The sequence below is a fragment of the Winogradskyella sp. PC D3.3 genome (genome assembly GCF_054366245.1).
In genome coordinates, this window is sequence record NZ_CM135962.1 from 1,267,922 (window position 1) to 1,287,838 (window position 19,917).

The window sequence follows — 19,917 nt, forward strand, 5'->3', positions numbered from 1 at the left end:
AAAATGCGTAATTACCTATTTATACTAGCATTCTTTGTTTTCTTTTCTGTCAAGGGACAGAATGAAGCTAATATTTGGTACTTTGGATTCAATGCTGGCTTAGATTTTAATTCTGGTTCGCCTGTTGTTTTACTTGATGGAGCATTACATACCAACGAGGGGTGTGCCACGATTTCTGATACTGATGGTAATTTGTTGTTTTACACAGATGGTGTTTCAGTTTACAATAAAGATCATAATGTAATGCCTAATGGATTTGACCTGTCAGGTAGCTGGTCTAGTACGCATTCGGCTATAGTTATTCCTCAGCCTAATGAAGATGATAAATATTATGTTTTTACTGTAGATGTTTATAATGAGGGAGATACAAATGGATTGCAGTATTCAGAAGTGGATATGTCGTTAAATAATGGTCTCGGCGATATTACTGTAATTAAAAATACACCTTTAGAACCCATAGTTAATGAGAAAGTTATTGCTGTGTTAAATGAGAATGAGGATGGCTACTGGGTAGTAAGTCATCGTCACAATACTGATGAGTTTATAGCGTTTGAAGTTAACAGTTTAGGAGTTAATCCTATACCTGTTGTTTCTGCAGTTGGTTCGCCAACAGGTTTTTTAAATATAGGTGGTCAAATTAAGATTTCACCTGTAGGCAATAAGCTCGCTGTTGCTAGAGGCGGCGAAGTTCAATTATTTGATTTTGATAATGGCACAGGAATTATAAGTAATCCTATGACTTTAGATTCAACTGTCAATTCATATGGTGTTGAATTTTCTCCAAATGGTAACTTGTTATATATAGCTTTTTATGGTGGGGTTTATCAATATGACCTTCAGCAGGGTAATGAGTCTGATATTATTTCGTCGAGGATCACACTGAGAAATATACAAAATGAAGGTTTCGCTTCAATGCAGATAGGACCAGATGGTAAAATATATATCGCCAGAACAGAACGTTTTTTTTTAGATGTTATTGAGAACCCTAATGTACTTGGATTGGGGTGTAACTATGTAGATGCTGGGGTTATTCTTCTTGGGAGAGAGTCAAGACTTGGTTTGCCAACATTTATGCAATCATTCTTTAACGTTGGGTTTCAAGTAGAAAATGGTTGTGAGGGTGATGTTACTGAGTTTAGCTCTAATATTTCTCAATCTTATGATACTCTGATTTGGGATTTTGGAGATGGAAACACCTCAACGGATGAAAATCCTACACATACCTATGCCAATGCTGGTGCGTATGAAGTTTCGCTTTCGGTTACTGCTGGTGCTGAAAATTCTGTAGATGCTAAGACCATTAGTGTTTATGAACTTCCAGTAGTCACACCAATTGTAGAGTTAAAACAATGTGACGATGATTTAGACGGTTTTACCAGTTTTAACCTTAATGAAGCCAATGCTGAGATTTCTGTGAATCATATCAATGAAACTATTACCTATTACGAATCTCAATTAGATGCTGAGAATGAGAGTAATGCCATACTAAATATTACAGATTATGTAAATCAAGTGGTTAGCATGGATAGCATTTGGGCTAGAGTAGAAAATAGTAATGGTTGTTATGCTATTTCTCAAATTAATCTAATCGTCTCTACTACGCAAATACAACTTTCTTTTATAAGGGATTTCTACCAGTGCGATGATGGTGTAGATACTACAGATGGCATTGCAACTTTTGACTTGAGTTCTGTTAATAATGAAGTGCAAGATTTGTTTCCTACTGGTCAGCAGCTTACCATCAACTATTACAGTAATCTAGCAGATGCTTTGGCAGAAGTTAATGCTATAACGGATATAAGTAATTATCAGAATATAGGCTACCCAAACACACAAGATATATTTATTCGTGTAGATAGTACTTTAGATAATGATTGTTTGGGGTTAGGGCATCATATTACCTTACATGTAGAGAATATTCCAATTGCTAATGCAGTAACTATTGTAGATAAATGTGATGATGATGGCGATGGTAATTTTGCTTTCGATACTTCTACAATTGAAACAACACTATTAAATGGACAGACCAACGTTACGGTAAGTTATACAGATGGCCTTGGAAACCTATTATCGAGTCCATTGCCAAATCCATTTAACACAGCTTCACAAACCATAACAGCAAGAGTCACCAATGCAACATCCCAAGATTTAGACGGTGCTTGTTATGATGAGACACCAATAGTTTTTACTGTAGATGCGGCAGCAGTAGCGCATCAGGTTACCGATATTATAGTTTGTGATGATGCTAATAACGATGGTCTAGTTAATTTTGATACTTCTACTATTGAAGCCACAATTTTAAATGGGCAATCGGGTATGGAGGTTAGCTATTTTGATAGTTACGGTATGGCATTACCAAGTCCATTACCAAATCCTTTTACCACAACAACACAGAGTATAACAGTCAGAGTTGAAAATCAATTGAGTGCCTCTTGTTACGATGAGACCGTAATAAATTTTATAGTAAGTCAGCAACCTATTGCCAACCCAATAGCTGATGATTTTGTATGTGATGATGTATTGAATGATGGCGAACATACATTTACACTATCGGATTATGATGCACAAATTCTAAACGATCAGTCTTCAGTAACTTTTGAAGTGTTTTATTTTCAAAATGAAGTTGATGCGATAGCTAATATAGACGTATTGCTAAATTCTTATACTGTGAATTCTACGGCTCAAACGGTATTTGCAAGAATTCAAAATCGCAACAATCCTAATTGTTTTGATATAACCACGTTTCAATTAGGTGTTCATTATTTACCAATAGCGCATCAACCAGAACCGCTTTTTACTTGTGATGATGAGAGCAATGATGGCATAGCTGTTTTTGATTTAAGTAGTCAAAATACAGCTATTTTAAACGGACAATTGGATACAGTGAATATAGTGACTTATTATGTATCGTTAGAAGATGCTGAAAATAATACTAACGCATTAGGAGTAAATTTCACAAACACTCAAAACCCACAAACGATTTATGCAAGGATAGAAAACTCTAATTTGTCAGAATGTTACACTACAACATATTTTCAGCTTTTCGTAAAAGAACAACCCGAATTGTTGATGGATGATGAAACGCCAATTTGCGAAGGAAACACCGTTCAGCTTATTGCAGATATAGGTTATGATTATTACACTTGGTCCACAGGCCAGACCACAAGAAGTATTATGGTTGATGCGCCTGGAAATTACACTGTTACAGCGTCTAATGCTTACGGAAGTCTAATTTGTAGTACTGAAAAAACTATTAGTGTTGTCATTTCCAATATTGCTAGAATAACCGATATTGAAGCTGTAGATTGGACACAGAACGCTAATGCAATTTCTGTATTTGTTGAAGGCAATGGTGACTATGAGTATTCAATAGATGGTTTTAATTATCAAGATGAAAGTATTTTTAATGGATTAATAATTGATGAATACACTGTATATGTGAGAGACAAAAATGGCTGTGGTATTGTCAGTGAATCTATTTATCTTCTTAATTACCCTAGATTTTTCACACCAAATGGAGACGGTGACAATGACTATTGGCAGATTAAAAATTCTGTAAAAGAGCCATTAAACAAACTATATATTTATAATCGCTATGGTAAACTCATCATCCAATTACGACCAAATGATTTTGGTTGGGATGGGACACTAAATGGCAGTAAACTTCCTAGTAGTGATTATTGGTTTGTTTTAGAGCGCCAAAATGGTAAGACCTATACGGGTCATTTTGCGTTGAAGAGATAAAACAATGATTTCTTTCCTCGCTATCAAAAAAATCAAAAAACTTTATCTCATATTTTTTTAAGCTTGAATACAATTCGTGTTAACATAAACTTCATTTTGGCTTTTAGATATTTTTCAAAACTTAATTCTTGAAAGGCAACCTTACTAATTGTAAGGTCGAACCTTGTTAATTGTAAGGTCTATTCTGTAACAAATTATTTCTTTTAATATAATTTTAACCAAATCAAAATTCTTATCTCTTTTTAATCCGATACTTATGAGTAGATGTTTATTTTTCTTAGTTTTTCTAGTAAGTTATTCTAATACTTTTTCGCAAGATAATAGTTACGTTAATAATAATTCTTCGTTTGACAAGAGTTATGACACAAATGAAGGTGTAACAATACCTTTATATAATATAGATGCAGGAGGATTCTCAATTCCAATTTACTTGTCTTACAATACAATAGGGCAGCCATTGACTGAAGTCCCTTCTTCTGTAGGATTTAATTGGCAATTAATAGCTGGTGGTAAAATCAGGAAACAAATCAATCATTTATCTGATGAATCTAAGGATGGTTGGTTTTTTAATAATCGGAGTGATGATTATCAAGAGGGTTTTTACCATGGAACTAATACCTTTATAGCGGAAGATCTCTTTGAAAAAGTCGACGCAAGTCCTGATTTATTTGAGATGCAAACGAGTAATGGTGAGTACATCGAATATTTATATGACAGATCTCCAACAAATTATTTACATGCAGTTATTTTGAACCAAAATGGAAACTTTAGTTCCAGAGGTATTTTTACCGATTTTCAACACTTGCAAATGAATGGATTTGAGGATCCAGATTATGAGTATTATACAGATGATAATCACTGCGAAATACAAATAAAGAATAATCAAGGAGTCAATTACCTATTTAGAAAAGGAATTAAAAGAGCAAGACCTTTTGAATTAGACAGACAAGGAAGACGAACAGATTCTTTAGATTATCAAAATTATTATTTGCATAAGGTTACTACTGATAGAAATTCTAAAGAAATAAAATTTGAGTACATTGATAGTAAGCTTAAAAAACTCATTCCTCATACTGGTGCAACGAGAAGGAAAACGAATTCAGATCCCTATAACCCACCTGCTCCAGGTGATCCAATAGTTGCGGATGGTTATTTTCGGGATATTTCTGTTGAGGACGTCTCACGAAAAGATGTTTCCAAGATTACTACTGATAACCAAACAATTCAGTTTACCTACAAATTTCACAATTATAATAATTCTTTAGAAGGGATTACACCATCAGTGGCAACTACAATTTTAAATTCGTTGACGTCACAATCTGTTAAGTTATTAGATGAAATAAAAATTTATGATACTAAAGGTAGGTATGTCTCTGGGTATAAGTTTTTTTATACAAATCAAACACAAAATCCAGGTTTGTATGAAGGAGATTTAAAAATTAAATATATAACTAAGTTAGGTAGGAATCAGAAAGATAGTTATGTCTATAAAAAATTCGATTATTATTATGGAGCAAGAGCATCTGCAATGTCTCTAGCTACAGATGTTTTTGGTTACTACAACGGAGAAATTTATAATGGAAATTGCCCTACAATTCACCCACAGTGCTTCTATAAATTGCCAAATGAATCCGAGATGATAAAAGGAATGCTTAAGTCGGTTACTAATAAAAACGGTGGAGTAACTGAATATGAATATGTAGAAAATTCTTTTGGTGATATGTATTACGGTGGACTTTTAGTATCGGCAGTAATTAAGAAAGATAATGATGATTTGTTAAGTAGAACTGAATATACATATGAAGACCCAGAAGGATTTGGATTACCAGTATATGATAATAATCAATATGAGCAATTAGAAATACCACCTAATGTTTATGAAGACGGCTTTTTCGAATTTGGTTATTCTCATTTTCCTTGGTTCACATATTATACAAGGATAGACCCAAAAGTAGAGTATTTAAATCTCCGTTATTTGACTGTATATGGATTGAGTAGCGTACCATACAGTTATTTAAGAAATACACCAACTCTAGATTATATTTACAATCAAGAATTGCAATTACAAGATCTTAATCAAGTTAAATTTGGTTCATTTTATAGTAAGGTGACTTCAAAGAAATTTAATGTCATAAACGGTGTTTCTGAAAAAGGTCATATGATTAACTATTATAGACCTTCTATGTCAAGTTATAATTTAGAGAAAATACTTTTTCGGAAAGAATATTACAATAATAATAATGAAAAGATCAAGGAAGAAAAATACAATTATGAAGTTAAAAATATAGGCGGTGTTGACTCTTTTAAATTTGATAATGTTCATTTACATCAAACTGCTACAAGTAGTGGTGCTGTGAGATATGTTATCAAAAATAATTATAGATACATATTTGAGGATGTTCTTAGAAGTGAAGAAACAATAGAGTTTGATGACTCAAACGAAATAACTAAACATTTCATTTCTTCATTTACCTATCTAAATGAAGAGAATAGTACTCCAGATTATACTAGAGTTAAGGAGGTTATTAATTCATTTAACAATATACCTTTCGAGAAAATTGAATTCAAGTATCTAGCGGATTTTCAACAAGAGGCGCAACATTTGCAATACCTACAATGGTTTATTAACCCTGTATTTGAAAAGAATCATTGGGTTAAGTCAGCTAATAACTGGAAATTAAAAGGTTCCCAAATTAATGATTTTTTACAGGATGGTAAATTAAATAAAACGGGCTCAGTTATAGGTAATTCATTGAGCGGGAGTTATTTTGATGAAACTAACTATACCCCTCCTTATTATGACGCTTCAGAAAATTTAATATCTCTTGGAGAAGATTTTATTGAATATACTTATGATACTGAAGGACATCTAAAATCAGAAAGTAATTTAAGAACTCAAACCAAAAAAATATATCAGAGAAGCGATGAGTATGATGGTTTATATGTTGATGCTATATTAATTACAAATGCAGACGTTGATTTAAGCAGTAACATTTTTATCAAAAAAAGCTTTGAAGGTCTGCAAAGCATTAACATTATAAGTTTTGATAGAGCTTTTTCAGGAAAACAAGTTTTTAATGGTAGTAGTTTAGAATTAGGCAATTATTCAGAGCCTTCAAAAGTTTCTTTTTGGGGCTATCATAATGACAAATGGCGCTATTATTCTTACTCACATACCGGAGGACCAATAACAATAACTAAACCTCCCGAAGTGGATTTTATTGATGAAGTTAGAGTACAGCCGCTAAATTCTAGTATGCATAGTTTTACATATTTACCATTAGTCGGTGTTACAAGTAGTTTAGATGATTCAGGACTAGGTGAACGAACAGAGTATGATTTATTTGGTAATCCACTTTATTTGTTTGATAAGGATTACAATATACTTAAAGAGTTTAGATACAACAGTGAATTAATTGAAATCAACGATTAAATTTTATATACTATGTTAAAAAATATATTTATTTATTTCATTTTACTATTTAGTATATCAGCATCGGGTCAAATACACTCAGATGAAGCCTTCGATGAATTTAATTATGTTAAAGCGCTAAGTCCCCAAGAAAGAGTGAATTATTTGGAAACAGGTTCTTGGCAATTTAGGCATTGGTTTTATTCTGAAAATGGTCATTATTGGTCATTACGTTATACAGATCCTAATAATGTCCGTATAAATTATATTGTTAAATTTTACAAATATTTTTTAGACAGTGATAATGATAATTTTATGGATGAGAACAATTATGTTTGTTTTTATTCTAAAAGGACTACTACCAATTCTAGTTTTTCAACTACAGATCCCGAGTCAATCAAGTCCAATAATTTTATGTATAATAATTTAGGTGAAATAATGGGGGACATTTACCGTAGGAGTATTCAATATTTGGGTGTTACTTGGAAAAGAATATATCAATCAGATGATCGATATGGTAATGATCATTATTCCGAAAACTTTTCTGATTTTTTTGATTGTGATGATAACAATTATAATCTTGGAGCATCCACAGTAGTAAGGTATTGGGTAGATAATGATGGGGATGGGTATGGAACTTTTTTCGGAAGTAGATATTTTCCTTTAGGTTGTCCTAGTGACGGGTATTCTCTCAATAGAGATGATTGTAATGACAATGATTCTAGTATCACCACACAACCTGTAAATTGGTACGAAGATAGGGATGAGGATGGTTATGGCAATCCAAATGCTGGAGGTATGACAGCTTGTAGAATGCCAACGGTCCCTAGTGGAATAAAATTTGTTAACAATAGTGATGATTGTAATGATTTGAAACCAGAATATAACAACGAGGATTTAATTTGGTATGCGGATTTTGATAATGATGGTTTTGGGGATGAAAATGATTATATAATTGCTTCTTGTCCTCAAATTGGTTATGTTTCAGCAAATTCCTATTTTGATAAGTGTCCAACTGAAGCAGGAACTAGAGATGGCTGTCCAATAATTCAATATGACTTTGATAATACTAATCAAAACTACACCTATGAAAGGGTGTATCTAGAAGAATTTAAGGTTAATGAATTACAAAGTGTAACTAGCGAAGATGTTCTTGAGCAAATTTCATATTATGATGGAGCAAAAAGGACAAAACAACAAATAGCCTTAGGTATTGCATTAAATGGTAAAGATATAATGCAGCATTTTGAATACGACGGTAACGGGGAAAGGACTAAGTCATATTTACCATTTATGAACACCACAAGTGGAATGTACGAACCTAATGCTTTAGCTGGTACATTGAATTATTACAACACCTCAGATTATGAAAACACTACAAACCCATATTCCGAAACAATTACAGAAGCATCACCTTTAAAAAGAGTTTTAGAACAAGGAGCACCAGGAGAAGATTGGTTGGTAGACAAAGAAAGTGACTACGACCATACCATAAAATATGAGTATGACGTTAATACGGCAAACAGCATTAAAAAATTTAGCGTTATTCATTCCAACGATTTTATAGAAAACACAGAGCTTAATTATGATGGTTTTTACGCCAATAATGAACTGTATAAGGTGACAGTAAAAAATGAAAATTGGAAACCTAACCCAAACCCAAGTGTAATTGAAAAAAATAATACAGAAGAAACTTATAAAAATCATCTTGGTCAGGAGGTGTTGAAAAGGGTGTATGTTGATAACGAACCTCATGATACATATTATATTTATGATGATTTAGGTAATCTAACGTATGTGTTGCCTCCTAAAGCATCAGACCAAATTTTAGACTTTGGGGAACAGGCTTTTAGAGTTGCTGCTCAGACTAATTATTCATGGGTAAACTTAGTTAGTATAGATAAAAGTTTTGCTGAAGAATATAATAAACAACTTTTAGATTATGATAATGTTAATATTTTAAATGCTGATATTGAAAACAAATATGGTGGTCAAGGGGGATTCTCAGTCACCACTTTTGATGATAGTGAGTTGGTTACTTTGAGTATTAGTTTTTCATCTATAGATGAATTTGAACTTAAACAGGGAAATCTAATTTCATTAAAACCTTATGGTAAATTTAAAGATTCCGAAATCGGTCGTATTTCAGGTGTTAATTATAATTATATATTCAGTATTAAAAATAATACTATTGTTATAGAAGGTGGAGGTAAATTGAGTAGTGTAAATAGTACACTAAATAGTAACACGAAATTAGATTACGACAAAAATTATTTATGGGTTCAATATATAGATGTAGATGAAAAATTTGCTTATGAACATGAAGAAGAGGTAAATCAAATAGCTAAAAATACAGGCGAAAGTATTTTAAACATTAATGCAGTGAATCAATATGATGGACAAGGTGGTCTTAATGTAACAATTGATTCAAATGATAATATTACACTAACTTTTAATAGTTCTCATGCGACACCTTTAAAACTGAAAAATGGTGCTATATTTAGTTTAGGTTCTAAACGGAGATTACAAAATCGAGAACTAGGAAGTATTTCAGGGATAAACTTTAATTACACTTTCGATTTAGAGAATAATACAATTATTGTAAGAGGTACAGGTGTCGTTACATCGTTTAATGGTATTGTATTTTCACCTCCCCCACCTCCTCCACCTATAATAATCCCACAAACGGTAGAAGGACTCTCTTATATTTATCATTACGATTATAGAAAACGAATTGTCGAAAAGAAAACTCCAGACAAAGGTTGGGAGCATATTGTATATAATAAACTAGATCAACCTGTTTTAACACAAGATGCAAAAATGCGATTAAATAACGAATGGTTATTTATAAAATACGATGCGCTTGCAAGGCCAATTTATTCTGGATTATACAAATATGAACCTACGGGTTCTGATAATAATTCTGCAAGAATTGAACTACAGGATATACTAGATAACCAAACGTTTTTATTTGAAAGTAAAATAAATAGTATTCAAAATATAAACGGAACCAGTATTTTTTACACAAACAATACATATCCTAATACTAATGATTTAGAATTACATTCTATCAATTATTACGATGATTATAATGGTTTAGAAACTGGTAATTCTGATCTGATAAAAAGTGAAGGAGACTTTGTTTATGATGAGTCTATAACAATGGCAACAAGAAATCTGCCAACATTAAGCAAGACACGTGTATTGGGTACAGATAATTGGATCACTAGTGTAATTTATTATGATGAAAATGCGACACCCATTTATGTGGCAAGTAAAAACGATTATTTAAATACACTTGATATAGTGGAAACAGATTCAGACTTTGTTGGCAAAGTTTTAGAAACCAAAACGTACCATGGGAAACAATATTCTAATGATATTATAACAGTAGATAAGTATACTTATGACCACGCTGGCAGACTTTTAACACAGACACAGAGAATTAATGATGCCACACCAGAATTAATCGTTAATAACACCTATAATGATTTAGGGCAACTCATTTCTAAAAAGGTGGGAGGAATTGTAGATTCAGGCGCACCAGAAGATTCAGAAGGGCTTCAAACGGTAGATTACAGTTACAATATTAGAGGTTGGTTAAATACAATTAATTCTGGTGTGATAAGCGGTAATGATTTATTCGGCTACAAATTAAACTATAATACTATAGAGTTAAATGGATCCACTCCTTTATTTAATGGGAACATTAGTGAAACACATTGGATGTCAAAGGGGCATCATAATGAGTTTACATCAAGAGCATACGCTTATAATTATGATGAGATCAACCGTCTTGAAGGAGCCAATTATTTTTTAATAAACTCAAATGTTAACGAAGATTATAGTGTAAAGATGAACTATGATAAAAATGGTAATATTTTGGCGCTTGCCAGAATGGGGCAAGTGATTACAAACACTATTGTTAATAATACGCCAACAGAAAGTATATCTATGGATTATATTGATATTTTAAGCTATAGTTATGGAGATAAAAGTAATCAATTGAAAGACATAAAAGATACGGCTACAAAAGAAGGATTTATAGATGATAATGATTATGGTGAATCTGGTGTTAACGATTATAACTACGATATCAACGGTAATTTAACTAAAGACATAAATAAGAAAATAAGCATAACATATAATCATTTAAATTTACCTGTAGAAATAAAATATCGTAGCTCTAACGCTAAAAAAATTGAATATACTTATGCAGCAGATGGCAGAAAACTGAGTAAGGTTGTAACAAATGATGGCAACATTACTACAAATTTATATGCTGGTAAATATATTTATGAAAATAACAGGCTTAAAGTTTTTTTGCAGCCAGAAGGTTATGTTGAACCCAATAGTTCTAATGGTCTTAACTATGTATATCAATATAAGGACCACTTAGGGAATGTACGACTGTCCTATAAAAAGAACATCCTAGAGACCCACTTAGATGATGCTTTTTACACAGAATATGACGGGTGGACTTTCCAAGGCGGTTCTGCTAACGGAAGTATTGAATTGGAAAATGGCAGGTTAAAGGTCAATGTTAAGGAAGCCTTTAATGGGGCGCAGTTTTTGTTGGGAAGTGATTTTAGTATAGGAGATAAAATAGAGATACACTTAGATCTGGACAAAGGTACAACGGACAGGGTAAGGATACTTCTTATTGAGTCTGATGGTAATGGCAATTGGTCTGGGCATGAGTTGGAAAATGATGCTGATACTAATAGTTATAGTTTTGTACATACCATAACCACTTTGGTGCCAAAGTTATCTTTAAAGGTAGACAAAAGTAATACCAACAATGGTGTCGATACTTATTTCTACTTGGATAATGTTTCCTCTTCTTTGTTTCAACTTGAAATTGTCAAAGAAAATAGCTACTATCCCTTTGGTTTAGAGCATCAAGGAGACTTTAATATAACATCTGCTGATGCTAATACTGTAGCAAGCAAGTTTAAATACAATGGCACGGAGCTAGAGGAAAGTTTTGGTATAAACCTTTACGAAATGCCATTTAGACAGTACGATCCAGCTATCGCACGTTGGACATCTATTGATCCTGTCACTCATTTTTCTATGAGCCCATATACAGGTTTTGATAATAATCCCGTATATTGGTCGGATCCTAGTGGTGCTAATTCCCAAGATTTTGATTATGAGAATGATTATGACCGAGATTATTCTGGAGATCCGAGGGAATCAAACCAAATATATGATGATCCAATTGATGAAAATTGGCTAAGAGAATATCTTCGTACTATGGGTTGGGATCTAGGTGCTTTGGATCAGGTTATTATTGTAGGAAGCAGAAAAGATGAAGATAATGGTGGCGATTATTATGATGAATTCGATGATTGGTATTATGATGTAGATTTTGATCTTGATAAAGGGTTTGATGGAAGTGATAATGGACCAACTTGGAGAGAGGCTTCTAAAGCAATTGAAATTGGTTTTTCTGCGTTAGAAAATAGGCAAAAATATCTTTCTACTAATTACAAGACATCTTATGGTACTGCTACATCTAGTGCTGCTAAAATTACTAGCCAAACAAGAGGTTTGTATGCATCAGTTGCTAAAAACGCCAGAATAGGAGGTGCATTTGTTACGGTTGTTACAGGTTCTATTGATATTGCCAATGGTATTAAAGCAGATGGAGGAGAATTTGGAATAAATGCTCAAATAGCCACAGGAGGTATGGCAGGTGGCTTGGCAGGTGCTTGGGCAGGTGCTAAAGCAGGAGCTTTATTAGGTGCTTTGATACCTATTCCTGGAGCCGCTTTGGTTGGTGGTTTTGTTGGTGGAATTGCTGGGGCATGGTATGGAGATATGAAAGGAAGAGAAATTGCAGGAAATTAAATTAGAATGAATAAATAATTAATGTGTGGAAAGAATATTTAATATAGTTCATTATTGTTTATATGTATTAGATTATAAATTACATTTATTGTCTAATAAAATTAACCCTTTTCTGTTAATTTATAAAATACCATATATTAAAAAACGTGACAAAAAGTTGGATCGTAGTAGTTACAAAGTTTATAATGATACATTTGGTAATACAGGTTATGGTTTGAGCATTACTGTTTCTGGAATTATTTTATCCTCAACAGTTTTTTTATTGTTACTATCTCTTTGCCAACTGACCATAAAAATATGTCATCTTAGTTTTACATTAAATAATTATTTTTATGCCAGTCTATGTTTGATTACGTATTTAATTTGTTTCTTCTTAGTGTTTAGAAATGATAAGTATTTAAAATATTTTAAAGAATTTAAAAACTGGGATAAAACTGAAAGAAGAAAAAAAATAATTTTAACTATTCTATTTGTAATTAGTGTTATATTTCTCTTTTTTTATAGCTTATTAATTTAGTATTAAATATGAAACAGATGAATATAGTAATTTTAGCCTTGATTTTTTGTGCATTTAATTGTTCGGAAACATCTTTCAAAGAATATAACTCGGAAAAGGGATATATATTTTCTTATAATGAATTGGATTGGGTGGTAAATGAAAATGTAAATCAGTTACTATTATTCGAAAAGTCTAGTGCGGAAAAGAAAACTAGTTTTCGAACAAATGTAAATATTATGGTTCAGGATCTTCTAATTCGCCTTTAACACTTGAGCAATATCATACGATTACATTAGGTCAAATTGAACAGGTATTAAATAAAAGCGCTATACAGAGTGTTGATAATATTAAAATAAACGATAATGATGGCAAAGAGATTATTTTTGTTATGCCTAAAGATGTCGCGAGTAACAGAATGCAATCACTTAAGTTAAGGCAGGTTTATTTCATTCAAAACAAAAAAGCTTATTTAATTACATATACTTCAACCTTAAATCAATATGATAAGTATTTGTTGTCAGCTGAAAAGATATTTGAGACATTTACTTTGAAATAATCTTTTAACAAATATTTTTATTAAGTTCAAAATATGTAAGTTCAACTAATAAGTGCAACTCAAATCAAAGTGTTATTTGTTTTAAACTCAAAGCTTATAAGGTTGAGGTAGCTAGTTTGGTTTCAATGCGGCTACTAAGCACAGCTTAGCAGTAGCGCTCATAAGGTTACAATGTTTATATATTTATGCCTATGAGCAGGAACTATATGTTCCATAATAAAGCAGGTTTATTTTTTGTGTTCTTCGTTACCATAAATTGGATAGACGATTTTACAAGACAAGTTTACTTTGATGTTTTAGTAGATAATTCTAGTTATTGTAAGGTAAAAAAAGGTATGTATATGTATTGTTTTATGCCTAGCCATTGCCATTTTGTTTTTCGTCCGGCCAACGATGAATCGTCGGGTTTATTAAGAAATTATAAAAGACATACTTCAAAAAAGTTGATAGATTCGATAGAAAACAAATCATAAGAGAGTAGAAAAGAATGGCTATTATGAATGTTTAAAAGAGCTGGTAAGAAGAACGTAACAACATCCCAATTTTAATTTTGCAAAAGCATAACAAACCCATTGAGTTATGGAGTGACCATGTCATTAAACACAAGATAAATTACATACACTATAACCTTGTAGAAACTGGTTTTGTAACCAACCCTATAGATTGGAAATATTCTAGTGCTAGGAATTTGGGGAAGACCAAACAATTTTTAGAAATTGATGATACTGGGTTTATTGGATAATTAAATTTTCACCTAAAGACAAACCAAGTAGATATAAATCAATTTTTTTTATTGGAAAGTAAATAATGATCCTTTTTTTAACTTATTATTTTAGACATATATTTTAATAATCACTTTAGATTAATCTACGAAATCGATATATTTACCTAAAGGCATTATAGATGAATAAAATTAGTATTTTAGTAGTGTTTATATTCTGTTTTACGAGTTGTAAAACCATTTCTATACAAAAAGAAGCGCACACTAAAACGGAACATAATATTACACTCGGAGTTATAGGAGAGGATAAGAAATTTGTTTTAAAACAAGACTATAACCATACAGCTATTCCAGAATATGAAAATGGGATTAAGGTTCAAGTAAGTAATATGGATTTTAATAAGGCTTCCTTCAAAGCGTTTACAAAATCCAAAATATATCAATCAAAAAAGGTCAGCGTAAATTATATAGATACTATATCTAACAAACCTAAGTACCTTAAATTAGAAATAGCAGATAGAGTTGGTGTTTTAAATGCATTAAATTCTAAAGAAAATACTGATGTATTTCAATTTTTAGAAAACAAAAAGGCGGCACATTTGGTTACAAGTATTACTATAGCTTTAAATGAAAGTGATTTAGCCGAAATAGAAAATGCAGATGAAGTGTATTTAGAAATGGTTGGCAAAAAAAGTTATAGCTTAAAAACCTATAAAAATGAAAAGGCGCAAAGTTCTATTTTGTTTAATCAAGGCATTGTGTTTGCCTATCAGACTTCTAATTTTTGTTGGAAACAAAATGATAAAAACCAAATAGAGATTGTTGATTTAGTAGAGTCTAATGATAAATGTCCAAATAGAACTTATAAATCCTCAAAACGAGCCATAAAGAAAATTGATTACTATGATTTTTAGAATGAGACACCTGTTTTTTTGCATAGTACTAGCTCTTTTCAGTTTTGCCTGTGAAGAAATATTAGTCGTTGAGGATATCTCCCAAGATACAGTTGCTATTCTTGCTCCAACCACTGACTCTGTTTTAGCTGAAGGAATTATCTCTTTTTCTTGGAGCGAGCTTGAAGAAGCAGAGCAATATCGTTTGCAATTGGCTACACCAACTTTTGAGAATGCTTCACAAGTACTTTTAGATTCATTAATTACAACTACAAGTTTTTCAAAAACATTAGAGTTCGGTAATTATGAATGGCGCATAAGAGCTGAGAATTCAGAATATCAAACAGCATATACAATTCAAAACTTTACGGTTGAAGAATAAAACAAAAACATATCTGTTATTGGTTATTGTCCTAGCAGTATGGGGAACTCTTGGCTATAAATTGATTAATGGCATGAGTTCTGATATTGCTAAGGTGAATCAAGAAAATTTTGATGCGAAATTTAGTCCCAAAAGTAATACCGAAATTGATACATTTTCAATTGAAGCTATAGAAAGAGATCCTTTTTTAGGAACACTTAGTGTTGATCGAAAAAAAGGAAAATCAGTTCCTAGTAGAAAGGCTTTAAATAAGATTCCAGAAAACGAAGCTTTAGTAACCTATGGGGGATTGATTAAAAAACAAAATTCCTCAGAGCGTGTATTTGTTATCAATATTAATAATAGTCAATACCTTCTTAAAAAGGGACAAATAGCAGATAGTGTAAAATTAGTTAAGGGTAATGAAAAGGCAATTACTATTCGTTATCGTAACAAAAATAGAACTATAATACGTCAATAATGTTTTGGATAAAACTAAAAGCAGGAGCATTACAAATGACGCTATTCATAGCAATTGTAATAGCTTTGTTACTTACAGCTTTCATTCTTTTGGTACAGATCCATAAAAGGTTTAGTGTTAAAAATGATTTTATTATTGAAACTGTGCAAAACACAAATAAGGGTATCCATTATGCGCTTGCTAATTCATTGGTGTTAAATGACACAACTACTATTGATTTAAAAGATGAAGATTTTAAAAGTTTAAAAGTACATCGCGAGTTTTGGGGTGTTTTTGAAAAAATTATTTCCAATTCGAGAATAAAGACTAATGCCTTAAAAAAAGTAGCCTTAATAGGGGGAGAACAACCAAAAACAGATAGACTAGCTTTATATCTTCAAGACAATAATAAACCATTAGTCTTAGTAAGCGACACAAAAATAAAAGGTTTGACTTACTTACCAAAGCGAGGTGTAAAAGCAGGTACTATTTCTGGCGAATTTTATTATGGATCACAGCTCATTTATGGAGAAAGTAAAGTTGCGCAAGATTTACCTAAACTCTTTACGGAAGTAAATTCGCAGTTTAATACTATTAAAGATAAGGGCTCTAATGCAAAAGATGAACAATTCTTAAAGTTTGAATTTGACAAAGTTTATAAAAATTCATTTTTAGATGCTACAAAATTCATGTTTTCGAACAATGAAATTTATCTCGATAATATGTCATTAATTGGAAATATCATTATTCAGTCTAAAACAAAAATAGTGGTTGATCCATCCTGTGTTTTAAAAGATGTTATACTGATTGCTCCAGAAATAGAAATTCAAAATAATGTAAAAGGAAATTTTCAGGCCATAGCTTCTAAAAATATATTAATAGGAGAACACGTTGAATTAGGTTATCCTTCCGCTTTAGTAATAAATAAAAATAAGGGAATACCAACTGAAGAACAAAGTAAGATTGTAGTTAATAATAGCGCAATTATAAAGGGGGTAATCGTTTATTTAGATTCATCTGCAAGTAATGATTTTAAGGTTCAAGTAGAGTTAAAAGAAATGGCAATATTAATAGGTGAGGTTTACTGTAATAAAAATTTAGAATTAAAGGGAACAGTATATGGAAGCATTTTTACTAAAAATTTTATTGCCAAACAATCTGGTTCAATTTACCAAAATCACATTTATAATGGGACAATAATAGTGAATGAATTACCACAAGAATATGTAGGCCTTTTGTTTAAAAACTCAAAAAAGGGAGTTGCTAAATGGTTATACTAAAAAAAATAGAAGCATCTACCTTAATGGAGACTTTAATTGCCACTGTGCTGATAGTCATAATATTTATGATTTCGAGTATGATTTTGAATAATCTATTTTCAAATTCTATTAAAAATAATACTAGAGACATTGAAGCGCAACTTTCAGAATTACAATACTTATATCAAAATGACAAACTCACCATTCCATATAATGATGATTTTAAAGATTGGCAGATTTTAATAGATAGCTATACAGAAAATAACACTTTGATCATTGAATTTGAAGCTACAAATAGTAAAACAGCGAAAATCGTTAGTAAAGAAATAAGTGAAATCAAATAAAAAAATAAAGGCCTTTACGCTAAGTGAAATGATTATAGTCCTTATTCTAACGAGTATTGTGGTGGGTCTTGCATTTTCAGTATTGTCGTTAGTCCAAAAGCATATGTTTAGTATTCAGCAAAACTATAATAAAACGACTGAGCTAAATAAACTTGAAGTAGCGTTACATTTAGATTTTAATAGATATTCTAAAGTGAATTATAATAATTTAAAGAATGAGATAACATTTACATCTCCTATAGCTTCTATAAGCTATAAGTTTTATGAAAATATGATAATCAAAGAAACAGATACATTTAATATTCATTTACAAAATAAGATGTTTTTCTTTGAAGGAGAAACGGTATCTAATGGTGAAATGGATGCTTTAAAATTAATGACTTCGAAGGATTTTCAAAATCAAATATTATTCATTTATAAAAAGAATGATGCTTCAAACTATATGAACTAATGGCATTTCAATTAGATAATATTAAAAAGACTGAAAAGAAAATTGAAGCGAATAAATCTTCAACATCCTTTTTGCAGAAAGAGATTACATTTTTTGGTAGTACATTTTCTAATAAAATAAAAGAAGACTTTTATACAGAGATAAGTGTACTGATTAAAGCAGGAATTACCTTAAAAGATGCCTTAGACCTCATTGAAAACTCACAAAAAAAGAAACTAAATAAGCAATTACTCGGGGAAATATCTAAAGATATTATTTCTGGTTTAAGCTTATCTGAATCTGTGCGACAAAAACAACAATTTACAGAATACGAATATTATTCTCTGAAAATTGGAGAAGAGACTGGTACAATTCAACAAGTTACAGAACAGTTAGGAGCTTTCTTTGCCAGAAAGAATGAACAAAAACGAAATTTGGTAAGTGCATTAACCTATCCAAGTATTATTTTAACCACAGCAGTTTTAGTAGTTGCTTTTATGCTCTATTATGTCGTACCAATGTTTCAAGATATTTTTGAACAGCAAAAAGTAGAGCTTCCTGCAATCACAAAATTTATTGTTAGTAGTTCTGAATTTATAAAATCTTATGGGTGGTTGATAATAACCATAATAATTGGTCTTATTTTTTCTAGAACATTTTTCAATAAGAAAAAATGGTTTAAAAAACTGAAAGATAAATTAATTCTAAGAATTCCATTTATTGGTGATTTTATGAAAACCGTTTACTTATCTCAATTTACACAGGCCATTACCTTGTTAACTACGGCTAAAGTTCCAGTGGTCAATAGTATCCAATTAGTAAAACAGATGATAGATTTCTACCCTTTGCAAACTGCTTTGGAAGCCGTAGAACAAAGTATTTTACAAGGTCATTCACTCAGCAAAAGTTTAAGTCAACATAAACTATTTGAAGATAAAATGATAGCATTGGTTAAAGTCGCTGAAGAAACCAATCAGAACGAGTTTATTTTTGAACGTCTAAATAACCAGTATAATACTCAAGTAGAACAGAAATCTAAATTGCTATCTACAGTGTTAGAACCATTTATTATATTGATCGTTGGAGTTTTGGTTGGTGTTATCTTAATCGCGATGTATTTACCAATGTTTAAATTGAGTAGTGTTTTGGGTTGATTTAAAAAAAAAGAAAAAAATTAGTCTTATAATATTATTATTATTAGTTTTCAGATTCCATTCAGCACATTTCGCTACATTCCGCAAAAAGCTTCATTCCGATAAAAGAGCTTCATTAAAAAAGGTCTTGAACCTAATCCCCACTTTTGACGCTTCATTCCGTTAACTCTTTCCGCTCTGCAGGAAAGGAACACTCTATTCTCACGTAAAAAGCGTGAATCAAGTTCG

General features: G+C 31.4%; 11 protein-coding genes. All 11 read left to right on the forward strand.

The features are described 5' to 3' along the window. Window positions 1–3 precede the first annotated feature (3 nt). The 11 genes from ACXGSQ_RS05540 to ACXGSQ_RS05590 all read left to right on the forward strand — a co-directional run bounded on the left by ACXGSQ_RS05540 (window position 4) and on the right by ACXGSQ_RS05590 (window position 19,689). The gene (locus ACXGSQ_RS05540; RefSeq protein ID WP_458628631.1) at window positions 4–3,744 is read left to right on the forward strand and encodes a T9SS type B sorting domain-containing protein; all 3,741 of its coding nucleotides are present in this window, start codon (window positions 4–6) and stop codon (window positions 3,742–3,744) included. A 256-nt stretch (window positions 3,745–4,000) separates the two neighbouring features. Further along, a complete protein-coding gene (locus tag ACXGSQ_RS05545; RefSeq protein ID WP_458628632.1) occupies window positions 4,001–7,177 on the forward strand; it encodes a hypothetical protein in 3,177 nt (1,058 codons plus the stop codon). 12 nt (window positions 7,178–7,189) lie between these two features. Then, a complete protein-coding gene (locus ACXGSQ_RS05550) occupies window positions 7,190–13,012 on the forward strand; it encodes a DUF6443 domain-containing protein (protein WP_458628633.1) in 5,823 nt (1,940 codons plus the stop codon). Between the two features lie 1,605 nt (window positions 13,013–14,617). After that, the gene (locus ACXGSQ_RS05555; RefSeq protein ID WP_458628634.1) at window positions 14,618–14,809 is read left to right on the forward strand and encodes a hypothetical protein; all 192 of its coding nucleotides are present in this window, start codon (window positions 14,618–14,620) and stop codon (window positions 14,807–14,809) included. A 161-nt stretch (window positions 14,810–14,970) separates the two neighbouring features. Beyond that, a complete protein-coding gene (locus ACXGSQ_RS05560) occupies window positions 14,971–15,702 on the forward strand; it encodes a hypothetical protein (protein ID WP_458628635.1) in 732 nt (243 codons plus the stop codon). Further along, window positions 15,692–16,063 (forward strand): fibronectin type III domain-containing protein, encoded by a 372-nt coding sequence (locus ACXGSQ_RS05565; protein ID WP_458628636.1) that lies wholly within the window; start codon window positions 15,692–15,694, stop codon window positions 16,061–16,063. The genes ACXGSQ_RS05560 and ACXGSQ_RS05565 overlap by 11 nt, the downstream gene beginning before the upstream one ends. Then, on the forward strand, window positions 16,053–16,523 hold the full coding sequence (locus tag ACXGSQ_RS05570; protein ID WP_458628637.1) for a hypothetical protein: 471 nt from the start codon (window positions 16,053–16,055) through the stop codon (window positions 16,521–16,523). Before ACXGSQ_RS05565 ends, ACXGSQ_RS05570 begins: the two co-directional genes overlap by 11 nt. Continuing rightward, entirely contained in the window at window positions 16,523–17,782 is a 1,260-nt protein-coding gene (locus ACXGSQ_RS05575; protein ID WP_458628638.1) for a hypothetical protein, read from the forward strand. Before ACXGSQ_RS05570 ends, ACXGSQ_RS05575 begins: the two co-directional genes overlap by 1 nt. Further along, the gene (locus ACXGSQ_RS05580) at window positions 17,770–18,105 is read left to right on the forward strand and encodes a hypothetical protein (RefSeq protein WP_458628639.1); all 336 of its coding nucleotides are present in this window, start codon (window positions 17,770–17,772) and stop codon (window positions 18,103–18,105) included. Before ACXGSQ_RS05575 ends, ACXGSQ_RS05580 begins: the two co-directional genes overlap by 13 nt. Next, complete coding sequence (locus ACXGSQ_RS05585; RefSeq protein WP_458628640.1) at window positions 18,092–18,556, forward strand: PulJ/GspJ family protein; 465 nt, start codon at window positions 18,092–18,094, stop codon at window positions 18,554–18,556. The genes ACXGSQ_RS05580 and ACXGSQ_RS05585 overlap by 14 nt, the downstream gene beginning before the upstream one ends. Next, a complete protein-coding gene (locus tag ACXGSQ_RS05590; RefSeq protein WP_458628641.1) occupies window positions 18,556–19,689 on the forward strand; it encodes a type II secretion system F family protein in 1,134 nt (377 codons plus the stop codon). The genes ACXGSQ_RS05585 and ACXGSQ_RS05590 overlap by 1 nt, the downstream gene beginning before the upstream one ends. The last annotated feature ends 228 nt before the right edge of the window (window positions 19,690–19,917 follow it).